This window comes from Pseudomonas sp. CFBP 13711, from assembly GCF_014842265.1.
Taxonomy (GTDB): Bacteria; Pseudomonadota; Gammaproteobacteria; order Pseudomonadales; family Pseudomonadaceae; genus Aquipseudomonas.
Window position 1 is genome coordinate 312862 of the sequence record NZ_JACYVI010000008.1, and the last position, 13354, is coordinate 326215.

The window sequence follows — 13354 nt, forward strand, 5'->3', positions numbered from 1 at the left end:
TATTGCTCGGGCGAAACTATCTGTATGACCTGCAAGTTCCAGTAATCAGAGTTTGTATGACGTGATTTAAATCAATGTCTGTTTTCGCCGTAAACACCGATGATGGTTCACCACAGCAATGGCCCGGCGCTTTCAATTGATTACGCCCGTGATTACGCGCCAAGCCACACCAGGCCAAGCCAACGCTTCGACCTGCGCACCGGTGCCGGGCCGCTTAGATAATGTTCAACAGGGAGTGAAGACATGGAATATGTACCTTGCATCAGCCAGATCGCTGCATTGCTCGCCGACCCTAAACGCAGCGCGATCGTGTGGGCACTGATGGACGGAACATCGCGGGCGGCCAATGAGGTAGCCTCGCTAGTGGGTCTTTCCACTTCTTCTGCCGGTGCACACTTGGCGCGCCTTGCCGCTGGCGGATTGCTGCGCCATGAAGTCCGCGCCCGCAAACGGTATTTCAGGCTGGCCGCTCCGGAAGTCCGGACTGCGGTCCAGGCGCTGGTCAGTGCGTCCATGGTCAGCGCGGATCTGATCAGCCGCAGCATGGCGCAACCGTTGCCGCCCCTTCCGTTGTGCCGCGCCAGTGTCTGCGCGGATCATCTTGGCGGCGAAATGGGTGCGGAGCTGTATTTGAGGATGCTGGGCGCGGGCTGGATCGAACAATCCGAACACCGGCTGGAAGTCACCAGCGTCGGCATCTCGCGCTTTGCCGAACGGGGGATTTTCATTCCCGCGCTGGCCCACAGACGACGCGAAGCCGTGTGCGCCTGTGTTGACTGTCATGAAAGCAGCCCACACCTCGGCGGCGCATTGGGGGCGGGGCTTTTGCAGTTGTTTATGCAGCTGGGTTGGCTGCGGACGACCGAGGAGGCCTCCACGTTGCAGGTCTCATCCAATGGTCAGCGAGAAATCAGCAAAATCGCCTCGGCGGCGTGATGCTCCCAGAGGGAGCTGGGCGTGTGGAGCAGAGCATCCACACGCGGTTGCTGATCAAGGGGCGTGTTTGATCAGGGCTTGATCAGACGGGCATCGAGGCTGTTTTGCGCCAGACGTCTGGCCTGATCCTGAGTCATGCCCAGATGGGTGTGCAGCGCGTGGAAGTTCTCGGTCACATAGCCACCGAAGTACGCCGGGTCATCGGAGTTGACGGTCACTTTCACGCCGCGCTCAAGCATGTCGAGAATGTTGTGCTGACCCATGTGCTCGAAAACGCAGAGCTTGGTGTTGGACAGCGGGCAGACCGTCAGGGGGATTTGCTCATCGATGATGCGCTGCATCAGGCGCTCGTCCTCGATGGCGCGCACGCCGTGATCGATACGCTGGATCTTCAGCAAATCCAGTGCTTCCCAGATGTACTCCGGCGGACCTTCTTCACCTGCGTGGGCAACGGTCAGGAAGCCCTCACCGCGAGCACGGTCGAAGACGCGCTTGAACTTGCTCGGCGGATGGCCCATTTCCGAGCTGTCCAGGCCGACGGCGACGAAGGTGTCGCGGTAGGGCAGGGCCATGTCGAGGGTCTTCTGCGCTTCGTCTTCGCTCAAATGGCGCAGGAAGCTCAGGATCAGGCCACTGCCGATGCCGAGTTTTTCCTTGCCGTCTTTCAAGGCGCCGGCGATGCCGTTAAGCACGACTTCAAAAGGAATACCGCGGTCGGTGTGGGTCTGAGGGTCGAAGAACGGTTCGGTGTGAATGACGTTCTGCGCCTTGCAGCGCTCCAGGTAAGCCCAGGTCAGGTCGTAAAAGTCCTGCTCGGTACGCAGCACGTCGGCACCGCGGTAATACAGGTCGAGAAACTCCTGCAGATTATTGAACGCGTAGGCCTTGCGCAGGGTTTCGACGTCCGCCCAGGGTAGGGCGATCTTGTTGCGCTCAGCCAGAGCGAACAACAGTTCCGGCTCTAGCGAGCCCTCCAGATGCAGGTGCAGTTCTGCCTTGGGCAGGGCGTTCAACCAGTCGTACATGGGCTTTGTCTCGTAAGGTGCAATGGCGGGCATTCTACAGAGTCAGACGCGCGGGCTGAATAAAACCTGACCGGACGGTTCACACGCTGCTTTGGCTTGCATTGCCACCGGTCCTGGCAGCGAGGCCCAGCAGTCGCAGGCGTTTTCGGCGTCTGAATATCCGGAACACAGACCGGTAAATGGCAATTTGTCGCGGTGGCGCGACGATGTGTCGCGACCCGCTGCTACCCTGTCTTGAAACCTTTGTTTACATCGATACTCTCAAGCGCTTCAGTAAATTTCACTTCATGGATGTGCGGCCAGGGTCGCAAGGGGCTAAAAGGCAGCGATGGGCACGATTCTCAAGCAGGAAAAGTTTCTACTACTGGCGGTCATTGCGACCTTTTTCGCGTACTTCTACGAACACCAATTGCTCAGCAACGGAAACACCGTCGCGCTGATAGCGGGTATCGCCCTGGTGGGCTTCATCATCTGCGCCTCGCTGCGGGTGGCTCACCACGCCGAACTGTTGGCGGAGAAGGTCGGTGATCCCTACGGCACGATGATTCTGACGCTGTCAGCGGTGCTGGTCGAGGTCGTGATTCTGGCGATCATGATGAGCAACGAACCTTCACCCACGCTGGTACGGGACACCATCTACTCGGCTGTGATGCTCGACATCAACGGGATTCTGGGTCTCGCCGCATTGATGGGCGGCCTCAAGCACGGTGAACAGTCCTACAACGATGACTCCGCGCGGTCTTACAGCGTGATGATTCTGACTGCCATGGCGGTGTCGATGGTGGTGCCTGAATTCATTCCGGAAGGGAAGTGGAAGCTGTATTCGGCTTTCACCATCGGCGCGATGATTCTGCTTTATGCACTGTTCCTGCGCATGCAGGTCGGGCCGCACAGCTACTTCTTCAGCTACAGCTACCCGGACAAGAAGCGCCGCAAGGGTGAGGCCGAGGAAACGCACGAGCCAGTCAACCTGACGCGCTCGATCGCGACGCTGGTCTTCGGTGTGGTGGTTATTGGCGCGTTGGCCGAGGTCATGTCGAAAACCGTTGATCTGGGTCTTGAAGGCAGCGGCGCGCCGCCTGTCATGACGGCGATTCTGGTGGCGGCCATTTCGGCAGCGCCGGAGATCCTGACCGCACTGCGAGCCGCGCTGGCCAACCGCATGCAGTCGGTGGTCAACATCGCCCTCGGTGCCTCGTTGTCGACGGTGATCCTGACCGTACCTGTCATGGAAGGCATGGCGCTATACAGCGGCCAGGCGTTCCAGATGGCGATGACGCCGGTGCAGACCGTGATGATTTTCGTCACCCTGCTGGTCTGCGCCATCAACCTCAACGACGGCGAAACCAACGCCATCGAAGGCATGACGCATTTCGTGCTGTTTGCCACCTTCATCATGCTGTCGTTGATGGGGTTATAGATCAGGTTCGGCTTAAAGCTAGCAGCAGGGGAGTCAGCAGTTTGACTTCCCCACTGCTGTAATGGCCTATCAGCCCCTGATCAATTCCGCAGCCGCCTGGCGATGATCTGCAATCAGCTCCTTCAGATCGAGCCCTTCGACCTGACCGTCAATCACCCGCCATTTGCCGCCGATCATCACCCGATCTGCGCGATCAGCGCCGCACAGCAGCAACGCTGAAATCGGATCGTGACTGCCGGAGAAGCGCAACTCGTCCAGCTTGAACAGCGCCAGATCAGCCTGTTTACCCACGGCCAACTCGCCGATGTCATGCCGACCCAGCAATTGCGCCGAGCCCTTGGTCGCCCAGCCTAACGCCAGCTCCGGCGTGATTTTTTTCGCCCCATAGCGCAACCGCTGGAGGTACAACGCCTGTTTGGCTTCAAGCATCATGTTCGAGGCGTCATTTGACGCAGAACCGTCGACCCCCAGACCGATCGGCGCGCCCGCCGCAAGCAGGTCCAGCGTGGGGCAGATGCCTGACGCGAGGCGCATGTTCGAACTCGGACAATGACAGACCCCGGAGCCCGCCTGGCCGAGGCGCGTGATCTCTTCGCTGTTGAAATGAATGCCGTGGGCCAGCCAGGTACGAGGGCCGAGCCAGCCGACGCTGTCCAGATAATCCACCGTGCGCAGGCCGAAGCGCTGCAGGCAGAAGTCCTCTTCGTCGAGAGTCTCAGCCAGATGCGTGTGCAGACGTACGTCGTGTTTTTCGGCAAGGGCCGCGCTTTCGGCCATGATCTCAGTCGTCACCGAAAACGGCGAGCACGGTGCCAGCGCAATCTGAATCTGGGCACCGTCACCCCGCTCATGATAGGTGTCGATCAGACGCACGCTGTCATCGAGAATCACCTGGCCCTGCTGGACGGTTTGCTGGGGTGGCAGGCCGCCGTCTGCCTCGCCCAGGGTCATCGAACCCCGCGTCAGCATTGCGCGCATTCCCAGCTCGCGAACACTTTCCACCTGCACATCGATGGCGTCTTCCAGACCCTGAGGGAACAAATAATGGTGGTCGGCGGCGGTGGTGCAGCCCGACAGCAGCAACTCGGTCAGGGCGACCTTACTGGCCAGTGCGAGTTTTTCCGGCGTTAGCCGCGCCCACACCGGGTACAGGGTTTTCAGCCAGGGGAACAACGGCTGATTGACCACCGGGCCCCAGGCTCGGGTCAGGGTTTGATAGAAGTGGTGGTGCGTGTTGATCAGGCCAGGGAGCAGGACATGCTCGCGTGCATCGAATACGTGATCGCAAGGCTGTGTAGGCTGTTGTCCCAGCGGGAGCATCTCAACGATAACCCCGCCTTCGACCACCAGGCCGCCACGAGCATCGAGATCATTGGCCGTGAAAACGGCAAGGGGATTTTTCAACCAGGTACGGATCGCGGGCATTGGCCGGCTCCTCTGAAAGTGGGTTCAGGTCGCCAGCTCAGTGTTGCCCTGTCTGCTGATCCAGGGTCGCCGCAGCATCGAGTGCGCTGCGAGGCGAGGGCGGATTCTAGAGTGTTGCGGCGGGTGTGGGCAAGTCACGACAGCTCATACTGCCGCGACTTGCATCGCGATCACCAGGGAATCGTCTCACCCTTGTAGTTCACAAAGTGGTGACCACCTTTCCCTGCAAATCGCTCAAGCTGCTCGACAATCCCGCGCACGCTGGTTTCGACGTCGATGTCAGCGCCTTCACCGCCCATCGCCGTACGGACCCAACCCGGATGCATCGACAGCACGGTGGGTTTGTTCTCGCCCAACTGCGTCACGAAAGTATTGGTCATTGAGTTCAGCGCGGCTTTGCTGGCTTTGTACAACGCCATCTCCGGCGCGTCCGGCATGGTGACGCTGCCGAGCACCGAGCTCATGAACGCGATCACGCCAGTCTCGGGACGGATCTGGTCGACGAAGCGTTTGGCCAGGCGGATCGGCGCGACGGCGTTGGTGAGAAACAGCTGACCCAGTTCGCCAGCGGTGGCGTCGGTGGGGTTCGGATGCATCGGGCCCATCACGCCGGCGTTGACGAACAGCAGGTCATACGTCTGGCCCTTGAGGTTGTGGGTGAGCACTTCGAGGGACGATTGCTCATCGATGTCCAGTGTCTGCAACTGGACATTCGGCAGTGCTTTCAGCTCGTCGGCCTTCTGGGCATCGCGGACAGTGGCGGTGACTGCCCAGCCGAGTTCCGCGAAACGTTTCACCAGTCCAAGGCCAAGGCCGCGCGAAGCGCCGATGATTAGGGCTGTTTTAGGGGTGGACATTGAAATGACTCCTGTACAGACAAACGAAAAATTTCACTCAATGGGTGGACATCGCCACGTGTCGAGAATTTTGTTTCCTGAAGCGCTGTATTGCCACGAGGCGCATAAGTTAGCGGCAGAGGATGACAGAGGCTGACGACATATGTGAGGGGACGTTTCCGATATGAATGTCAGGCAAATAGGATGGCGCACGCTCAATCCTGCCACGATGTGTGTCTGTATAAAAAACATCCAGCTCACCCAACACTCCGTGGATTCAGCAGCCCGCGAAGGCTTGCACGGGTTATCCACAGAATGCTCCACAGCTAATGTGGGTAGTTGTGGATTGGTAATGGAAGCCGCTCGAAAGGAGTGCCACGTTGGCATAAATGGCGCTAACGTCCTGTTTTATCGCTGGATTTACCCACAGCACAGTGTTTTGGCTAAAAAGTGATCAACCTTCGCAAAGCCATATGGATCAAGGCCTGCGACGGGGTATGCTCAGCTTGTCCACAGGCGGATGCACAGTAGATGTGGGCAAACGCCACAGCCGGTTACAGCTGTCGCGTTCGCTCGCAGGACCGGCTTTAGCGAGGAAGGCGTCGATCTGTCCGTGGGTTGATTACTGCGGCGGCTGCAACACGATTCGTCCGCGACTGATGTCGGAAAGCTGGCGCTGAAGGGTTTCAATCTGCTCGGGAGCCAGGGCAATCGAGAGCGTGACACCGTTGGCGTTGAAGCGCTCTTCCTCCACAAGACCGTTTAGCTCGGCCACTCGCAGCTTTATCAGCACCAGCTCGCTGAAGCTGCAGTCGAATTGCAGCGACACGCGATTGATCAGCGGCACTCGATCGGCCTGCTGCAGGCATTTGTTGGCGCCTCCGCCATAGGCCCTCGCCAGCCCGCCGGTGCCCAGTTGAATCCCGCCATACCAGCGAATGACGAGCACGACGACCCGATCAAAATCCTGGGCATCAATGGCTGCGAGTATCGGTCGTCCCGCGGTGCCGCCTGGTTCGCCGTCGTCGTTGCTGCGGTACTGCGCGCCCAGCTTCCAGGCCCAGCAATTGTGCGTGGCGTCGAGATCACTGTGTTGCTCGATAAACGCTTGAGCATCGGCAGGCGTGTCGATGGGCGCTGCGAGAGTTATAAAGCGGCTCTTGCGAATCTCTTCTCGAAACTCGCAGGGGCCGGTGAGCGTAGAAGGCATTGAAGTTCCAGACTGCGTTTGGCTTTCAGGGAGTTATAACGTGGGGGTGAGTCCGCACCCTTTGAGAATGATCCGGACCAGGTTATCCCCGGCGACTTCCATGTCTTGCTTGGTCAGCCGCGAACGGCCGGTCACCTGGCAGATCTGCGTGGCGAAGTCAGCGTAATGCTGAGTGCTGCCCCACAGCAGAAAGATAAGATGCACCGGATCGACCGGGTCCATCTTTCCTGCATCGATCCAGGCCTGGAAGACCGCGGCACGCCCCTGAAACCATTCGCGATAGTCCTGACTGAAATACTGGTTCAGGCATTCGCCGCCACTGATGATCTCCATGGCAAAGATGCGCGAGGCTTGTGGCTGGCGCCGCGAGAATTCCATCTTCGCGCGGATGTAGTGCGTCAGCGCCTGTGCCGGGTCGTCCTCTGCGCTCAGGTTGTTAAACGTGCTGTCCCACAACTCGATAATGTTGCTCAGCACCGCGATGTACAGACCCAGCTTGTTGGTGAAGTAATAGTGCAAGTTGGCTTTAGGCAGCCCGGCATTTTGCGCGATCGTGTTCATGCTGGTGCCTTTGAAGCCATGGCGAGCGAACTCGTCTTCGGCCGCCTTCAAGATCGCTTCTTCGTTTTTCTGACGAATACGGCTGGCCGGTTTGGTGGCGCTGGGGCTGTGAGCGGGGACTTCGAGGGTCATGTGCGGTTCCAGACGGATCATTGGGTGCGACGCGGTGAACAGATAGCGCACCCGCGAGGATCCGACAAGCGTTGCCCTCGTAAATCAGTGCTCAAAGGATTCCGTTGTCTGTTGTTTGGCTTCGTTCGTCTCGCTTGTTTGCTTGCCTTCCGGGAGTAGCAGGCACATTACGATGGCCGTCAGTCCGCCGCTGGTGATTGCCGAGTCAAACAGGCTCTGTACCAATTGAGGCAAATGATGCAGCAGCGTCGGTTGCGCCGCGATACCCAGCCCTACTCCGAAAGAGGTAGCGATGATCAACATGCTGCGGCGGTCCAGCGGCGCTTGGGCAAGAATCCGCACCCCCGCCGCCGCCACGCTGCCGAACATCACCAATGTCGCACCGCCAAGCACAGGTTTCGGAATCTGCTGAAGAATCGCACCGATCACCGGGAACAGTCCGAGCAGAAACAGGATTGCTCCGATGTAGAGACCGACATAACGGCTGGCCACGCCAGTGAGCTGAATCACACCGTTATTCTGCGCGAATGTGGTGTTCGGGAATGCGCTGAACGTCGCCGCGATCATGCAACTGACGCCGTCGCCCAACACACCGCCCTTCAGCCGGGCAATATAGCTTGGGCCTTTGATGGGTTCGCGGGAGAGCATGCAGTTGGCGGTAAGGTCGCCGACGGTTTCGATGCTGCTGATCAGATAAATCAGCGCGACTGGTAGGAAAGCGGCCCAGTCGAAACTGAATCCGAACCGGAAGGGCACAGGGATGCTGACCAGCGCAACGTCGGCAATGGAGTGAGGTACGAGTTTTCCACTGAACCACGCTGCGATGCTGCCGACCGCGAGCCCGATGATGATGGCCGAGAGGCGCAACCAGGGCGCGCTCGAACGGTTGAGCACAATGATCACTGCCAACACGAATACGCCGAGGGCCAGATTGACCGGCTCGCCGAAGTCCGGAGCGTTAAAGCCGCCACCTAGATCGGTCACCCCGACCTTGATTAAGCTGACGCCGATCAGCGTGATGACGATGCCGGTTACCAGTGGCGTGATCACTCGACGCAACTGGCCGATGAAACGGCTGAGCACAATCTGCACGACGGCGCCGAAGAAACACACACCGAACACCATGGCCATGATGTCCTCCGGGCTGCCACCGCGCTGCTTGACCATGAAGCCTGCCGACAGCACTGCCCCGAGAAACGCGAAACTTGTGCCTTGCAGGCAAATCATGCCGGCACCGATACCGAACGGTCGTCGCGCCTGAATGAACGTACCCACCCCCGACACCATCAACGCCATGCTGATCAGATAAGGCATGTACGCGCCGAGCCCGAGCGCCGATCCGATAATCATTGGCGGCGTGATAATGCCGACGAATGCGGCGAGGACATGCTGGATTGCAGCTAGGACCGCGGGTCCGGGGCGCGGCCGGTCATTGAGGCCGTAGATGAGGTCGTTATTGTCTGGCGCTTCAGGCTGCATGCTGGCTCTCGATTTTTGTGTGGGCTTCGACATCCAGCCTTACTGCAAAAACCTGTCCAACTGATCAGATACCTGTTTACCGATTCGCTGTACATGCCCGTTTATCAAGGGGCTGGACGAATATGGCGGACGTTTAACTGCGTGTTAGTGAGGTGCCGACGTACTCGGCCGGCCTCATCGTGTGGCAGCCAGACTCTCCAGAAAACTTTCCAGCACCAAATGGGGGCGGCGCCCTTTGCGCGTGACGGTTACAAGGCTCACGTCGTAAAACCGCGTCTTGGGTTTCAGCGCGCGCAGCCGACCCTGTTGCACCCAGAGGCTGGCGTAATGGTCGGGCAGATAGCCGATGTAACGCCCCGTCAGAATCAGAAACGCCATACCCTCCCGGTCCGACGCGCTCGCGGTGCATTTCAGCGCCTGATAGTGGGCCTGGATTTCACCGGGCAGACGAAACGTCGGCGCGATGGTCTCCTGCGCTGACAATCGATCGTCATCCAGCTGCGCGTCGTCGACGTAAAACAACGGGTGGCCGACGGCGCAGTACAGCAGCGAACGTTCGCTATACAGCGGCTGATATTCCAGTCCCGACAAGGCGCTGGCCTGAGGTACTACGCCGACATGCAAGCTGCCGTCGAGCACGCCCTGCTCGACTTCGTTGGGCGCAATCATGCGGATATTGATGTGCACGTCCGGGCCGCGTTCTTTCAGTTGGGAAAGCGCGTGGGTGATCCGCATGTGGGGGAGGGTGACCAGATTGTCCGTCAGCCCTATGTTCAGCTCGCCGCGCAGGTGTCGGTGAAGACCATTTACTTCCGTACGAAAACTCTCGAGGGCGCTCAATAACTGCAGCGAGGACTGGTAGACCTCGCGGCCTTCCTCCGTAAGCGAAAACCCCGCGCGACCCCGTTGGCAAAGACGCAGTCCAAGGCGTTGCTCCAGATCGCTCATCTGCTGGCTGATGGCGGAGCGACCAATACCCAGCGCGCTTTCTGCTGCCGAAAAGCCCCCGGACTCGACGACGCTGCGAAAAATGCGCAACAGACGGATATCAAAATCGCTGACTTGCGCCAGAGGATCATTACGGCGGGTGCTCATAGTTTAGTAACCAGTCAACTGAAAATCGTAAAAGCAGGGTTTTTCGGACTTTATGCCCGTGGCACTTTAGCTGCAACCGGCCCTGCTCCTGCTCGTAAATTCGGCAGGAAATCAGGCCACCCACGCCCAGTGAGGTTAATTCCGATGAATATGCCCGAATCGTCCGACATGTCTCTGGCGAGCCAGCTCAAACTAGACGCCCACTGGATGCCTTACACGGCGAACCGAAACTTCCATCGTGATCCACGGCTGATCGTCGCTGCGGAAGGCAGCTATCTCACGGACGAAAAGGGCCGCAAGATATATGACGGTCTGTCGGGGCTTTGGACCTGTGGCGCGGGGCATACGCGCAAGGAGATCCAGGAAGCGGTTTCCCGGCAGTTGGGTACGCTGGACTACTCGCCCGGGTTCCAGTTCGGACACCCGCTGTCCTTCCAGCTGGCTGAAAAGATCACCGATCTGACACCCGGCAAGCTGAATCACGTCTTCTATACCGACTCTGGATCGGAGTGCGCTGACACTGCGGTCAAGATGGTGCGGGCTTACTGGCGTTTGAAAGGTCAGGCCACCAAAACCAAGATGATCGGCCGCGCCCGTGGTTATCACGGCGTGAACATCGCGGGCACCAGCCTGGGTGGCGTCAACGGCAACCGCAGGATGTTCGGGCAACTGATGGACGTCGATCATCTCCCTCATACCTTGCTTGCCAGCAACGCCTATTCACGGGGGATGCCGGAGCAGGGCGGCATTGCGCTGGCCGATGAGATGCTCAAACTGATCGAACTGCACGACGCTTCGAACATTGCAGCGGTGATCGTCGAGCCCATGGCAGGCTCTGCTGGCGTGATTGTTCCGCCGCAGGGGTATCTCAAGCGTCTTCGCGAAATCTGTGATCAGCACAATATTCTGCTGATCTTCGATGAGGTAATCACCGGCTTCGGCCGCACCGGCTCAATGTTCGGCGCCGACAGCTTCGGCGTGACGCCGGACCTGATGTGCATCGCCAAGCAGATCACCAACGGCGCGATCCCGATGGGGGCCGTGATAGCCAGCACCGAAATTTACCAGACGTTCATGAATCAGCCGACGCCCGAGTACGCTGTGGAGTTTCCCCATGGCTACACCTATTCAGCACATCCCGTTGCCTGCGCCGCCGGCCTTGCCGCGCTGGAAATCATTCAGCGCGAGAACCTAGTGCAGCAGGTCGCCGAAACCGCGCCGCATTTCGAAGGCTATTTGCACGCGTTGAAGGGCAGCAAGAATGTCGTCGATATTCGCAATTACGGTCTTGCCGGCGCCATTCAGATTGCGCCGCGCGACGGCGACGCCATCGTGCGCCCCTTTGAAACGGCCATGAAGCTGTGGAAGGCCGGTTTCTACGTGCGCTTCGGCGGCGACACTCTGCAATTCGGACCGACCTTCAATAGCAAGGCCGAGGACCTTGATCGCATGTTTGATGCAGTGGGTCAGGCCCTCAATCAAATCGACTGATCATCTTTTATTTGCTCACAGGCGCAGTCCGGCTGCGCCTGCGGGCTAACGTTTTCCGGAGTTATGCATGAGCAACATTCAGCACCTGATTCATGGCGAGCTGGTCAGTGAAAATGGCCGCACTGCCGATGTGTTCAATCCGTCAACCGGCCAAGTGATTCGTAAAGTACCCCTCGCCAGTCGCGAAACTGTTCAACAAGCGATTGACTCTGCCAAGACCGCTTTCCCCGCATGGCGCAGTACACCGCCTGCCAAACGCGCGCAGGTCATGTTCCGCTTCAAGCAGTTGCTGGAACAGAACGAAGGACGTGTTGCCCGGCTGATCAGCGAAGAGCACGGCAAAACCCTTGAAGATGCGGCGGGAGAACTCAAGCGCGGTATCGAAAACGTCGAATATGCCTGTGCGGCGCCTGAAATTCTCAAGGGCGAGTACAGTCGCAACGTCGGACCGAACATCGATGCGTGGTCTGACTTTCAGCCGCTCGGCGTAGTGGCGGGCATCACCCCGTTCAACTTCCCCGCCATGGTTCCGCTGTGGATGTATCCGTTGGCGATCGCCTGTGGCAACTGTTTCATACTCAAACCTTCCGAGCGCGATCCAAGCTCAACGCTGTTGATAGCAGAGTTGCTCCATGAAGCCGGATTGCCGAAGGGTGTACTTAATGTCGTGCACGGCGACAAGGTAGCGGTTGATGCGCTGATCGAAGCCCCTGAAGTCAAAGCGTTGAGTTTCGTCGGCTCAACCCCGATCGCTGAGTACATCTATAAGGAAGCCACCGCACGGGGTAAGCGGGTACAGGCATTGGGTGGCGCGAAGAATCACGCAGTGCTCATGCCCGACGCGGACCTGGATAACGCCGTAAGCGCAATGATGGGGGCGGCCTATGGTTCGTGCGGCGAGCGCTGCATGGCGATTTCGGTTGCGGTGTGCGTGGGTGACCAGGTCGCCGATGCGCTGGTGGCGAGGCTGGTGCCGCAAATCAACGGATTGAAGATCGGCGCCGGGACTTCCAGCGGTCTCGATATGGGACCTCTGGTCACCGGGCAGCATCGTGACAAAGTCAGCAGCTATATAGAAGACGGTATAGGTGCGGGGGCGAAGCTGGTGGTGGACGGTCGTGGGCTCACGGTTCCCGGACACGAAGAGGGGTTCTTCCTGGGTGGATGCTTGTTCGACCACGTTACGGTTGAGATGCGTATCTATAAAGAAGAGATATTCGGTCCAGTGCTGTGCATCGTTCGTGTGGATAGCCTCGAGCACGCAATGCAGTTGATCAACGATCATGAATACGGCAATGGCACCTGCATCTTCACCCGCGATGGCGAGGCAGCCCGGCTGTTCTGCGACGAGATCGAGGTGGGTATGGTTGGGGTAAACGTTCCACTGCCTGTACCTGTGGCTTATCACAGCTTTGGCGGCTGGAAGCGATCGCTGTTTGGCGACCTGCACGCTTACGGCCCGGATGGTGTTCGCTTCTATACCCGTCGCAAAGCCATTACACAGCGGTGGCCGCAACGTGCCAGCCATGAAGCTTCGCAGTTCGCGTTCCCAAGTCTTTAAAACTCAGGGCGGGCAAGTCCCCAAACTTGGCCACCCCGTCAGCTATTTTTGACCGATATGGCAGTTTCATTAAATTAGGGGTTGACGCCCCTCTGGATCTATCTATAATTCGCCCCACTTCCGGCGCAGACGAAACGGAAAACTCCTTGATAATCAACGAGTTGGACGAAGTAAGCAGCGAGG

At 58.7% G+C, this 13354-nt stretch carries 11 protein-coding genes; 4 read left to right on the plus strand and 7 right to left on the minus strand.

The genetic code is table 11. From position 1 onward, the window contains the following. Positions 1 to 243: 243 nt before the first annotated feature. On the plus strand, positions 244 to 936 hold the full coding sequence (locus IFT47_RS17180; protein WP_192173246.1) for an ArsR/SmtB family transcription factor: 693 nt from the start codon (positions 244 to 246) through the stop codon (positions 934 to 936). A gap of 71 nt (positions 937 to 1007) precedes the next feature. Here IFT47_RS17180 and IFT47_RS17185 read toward each other — a convergent pair whose 3' ends face one another. Then, positions 1008 to 1961: an adenosine deaminase gene (locus IFT47_RS17185; protein ID WP_192173245.1), complete on the minus strand. Its 954-nt coding sequence runs from the start codon at positions 1959 to 1961 to the stop codon at positions 1008 to 1010. Positions 1962 to 2289: 328 nt separating this feature from the next. On the opposite strand from IFT47_RS17185, the gene IFT47_RS17190 reads away from it, so the two are divergent. Continuing rightward, the gene (locus IFT47_RS17190) at positions 2290 to 3381 is read left to right on the plus strand and encodes a calcium:proton antiporter (protein WP_192173244.1); all 1092 of its coding nucleotides are present in this window, start codon (positions 2290 to 2292) and stop codon (positions 3379 to 3381) included. 69 nt (positions 3382 to 3450) lie between these two features. Here the strand turns inward: IFT47_RS17190 and IFT47_RS17195 are convergent, their stop codons facing one another. The 6 genes from IFT47_RS17195 to IFT47_RS17220 form a co-directional block, all read right to left on the minus strand. Continuing rightward, a complete protein-coding gene (locus IFT47_RS17195) occupies positions 3451 to 4806 on the minus strand; it encodes an 8-oxoguanine deaminase (protein WP_192173243.1) in 1356 nt (451 codons plus the stop codon). Positions 4807 to 4976: 170 nt separating this feature from the next. Further along, positions 4977 to 5663: an SDR family oxidoreductase gene (locus IFT47_RS17200; protein WP_192173242.1), complete on the minus strand. Its 687-nt coding sequence runs from the start codon at positions 5661 to 5663 to the stop codon at positions 4977 to 4979. Between the two features lie 601 nt (positions 5664 to 6264). Continuing rightward, positions 6265 to 6852 carry an IMPACT family protein gene (locus IFT47_RS17205; RefSeq protein WP_192173241.1) on the minus strand — a complete coding sequence of 196 codons (588 nt, stop codon included), beginning with the start codon at positions 6850 to 6852 and terminating at the stop codon, positions 6265 to 6267. Positions 6853 to 6885: 33 nt separating this feature from the next. Beyond that, a complete protein-coding gene (locus IFT47_RS17210) occupies positions 6886 to 7545 on the minus strand; it encodes a TetR/AcrR family transcriptional regulator (protein WP_192173240.1) in 660 nt (219 codons plus the stop codon). A gap of 84 nt (positions 7546 to 7629) precedes the next feature. After that, entirely contained in the window at positions 7630 to 9024 is a 1395-nt protein-coding gene (locus tag IFT47_RS17215) for a uracil-xanthine permease family protein (protein ID WP_192173239.1), read from the minus strand. Positions 9025 to 9198: 174 nt separating this feature from the next. After that, positions 9199 to 10119, minus strand: coding sequence for a LysR family transcriptional regulator (locus IFT47_RS17220; protein WP_192173238.1), 921 nt, complete (start codon positions 10117 to 10119; stop codon positions 9199 to 9201). A gap of 144 nt (positions 10120 to 10263) precedes the next feature. On the opposite strand from IFT47_RS17220, the gene IFT47_RS17225 reads away from it, so the two are divergent. Both IFT47_RS17225 and IFT47_RS17230 read left to right on the plus strand, forming a co-directional pair. Then, entirely contained in the window at positions 10264 to 11610 is a 1347-nt protein-coding gene (locus IFT47_RS17225; RefSeq protein WP_192173463.1) for an aspartate aminotransferase family protein, read from the plus strand. 67 nt (positions 11611 to 11677) lie between these two features. Then, positions 11678 to 13171 (plus strand): CoA-acylating methylmalonate-semialdehyde dehydrogenase, encoded by a 1494-nt coding sequence (locus IFT47_RS17230; RefSeq protein ID WP_192173237.1) that lies wholly within the window; start codon positions 11678 to 11680, stop codon positions 13169 to 13171. The last annotated feature ends 183 nt before the right edge of the window (positions 13172 to 13354 follow it).

What these genes read in the sequence shown, in the direction of transcription:
- IFT47_RS17180 (WP_192173246.1), top strand. Translation starts at nt 244, where the DNA reads ATGGAATATGTACCTTGCATCAGCCAGATCGCTGCATTGCTCGCCGAC.
- IFT47_RS17185 (WP_192173245.1), bottom strand. Translation starts at nt 1,961, where the DNA reads ATGTACGACTGGTTGAACGCCCTGCCCAAGGCAGAACTGCACCTGCAT.
- IFT47_RS17190 (WP_192173244.1), top strand. Translation starts at nt 2,290, where the DNA reads ATGGGCACGATTCTCAAGCAGGAAAAGTTTCTACTACTGGCGGTCATT.
- IFT47_RS17195 (WP_192173243.1), bottom strand. Translation starts at nt 4,806, where the DNA reads ATGCCCGCGATCCGTACCTGGTTGAAAAATCCCCTTGCCGTTTTCACG.
- IFT47_RS17200 (WP_192173242.1), bottom strand. Translation starts at nt 5,663, where the DNA reads ATGTCCACCCCTAAAACAGCCCTAATCATCGGCGCTTCGCGCGGCCTT.
- IFT47_RS17205 (WP_192173241.1), bottom strand. Translation starts at nt 6,852, where the DNA reads ATGCCTTCTACGCTCACCGGCCCCTGCGAGTTTCGAGAAGAGATTCGC.
- IFT47_RS17210 (WP_192173240.1), bottom strand. Translation starts at nt 7,545, where the DNA reads ATGACCCTCGAAGTCCCCGCTCACAGCCCCAGCGCCACCAAACCGGCC.
- IFT47_RS17215 (WP_192173239.1), bottom strand. Translation starts at nt 9,024, where the DNA reads ATGCAGCCTGAAGCGCCAGACAATAACGACCTCATCTACGGCCTCAAT.
- IFT47_RS17220 (WP_192173238.1), bottom strand. Translation starts at nt 10,119, where the DNA reads ATGAGCACCCGCCGTAATGATCCTCTGGCGCAAGTCAGCGATTTTGAT.
- IFT47_RS17225 (WP_192173463.1), top strand. Translation starts at nt 10,264, where the DNA reads ATGAATATGCCCGAATCGTCCGACATGTCTCTGGCGAGCCAGCTCAAA.
- IFT47_RS17230 (WP_192173237.1), top strand. Translation starts at nt 11,678, where the DNA reads ATGAGCAACATTCAGCACCTGATTCATGGCGAGCTGGTCAGTGAAAAT.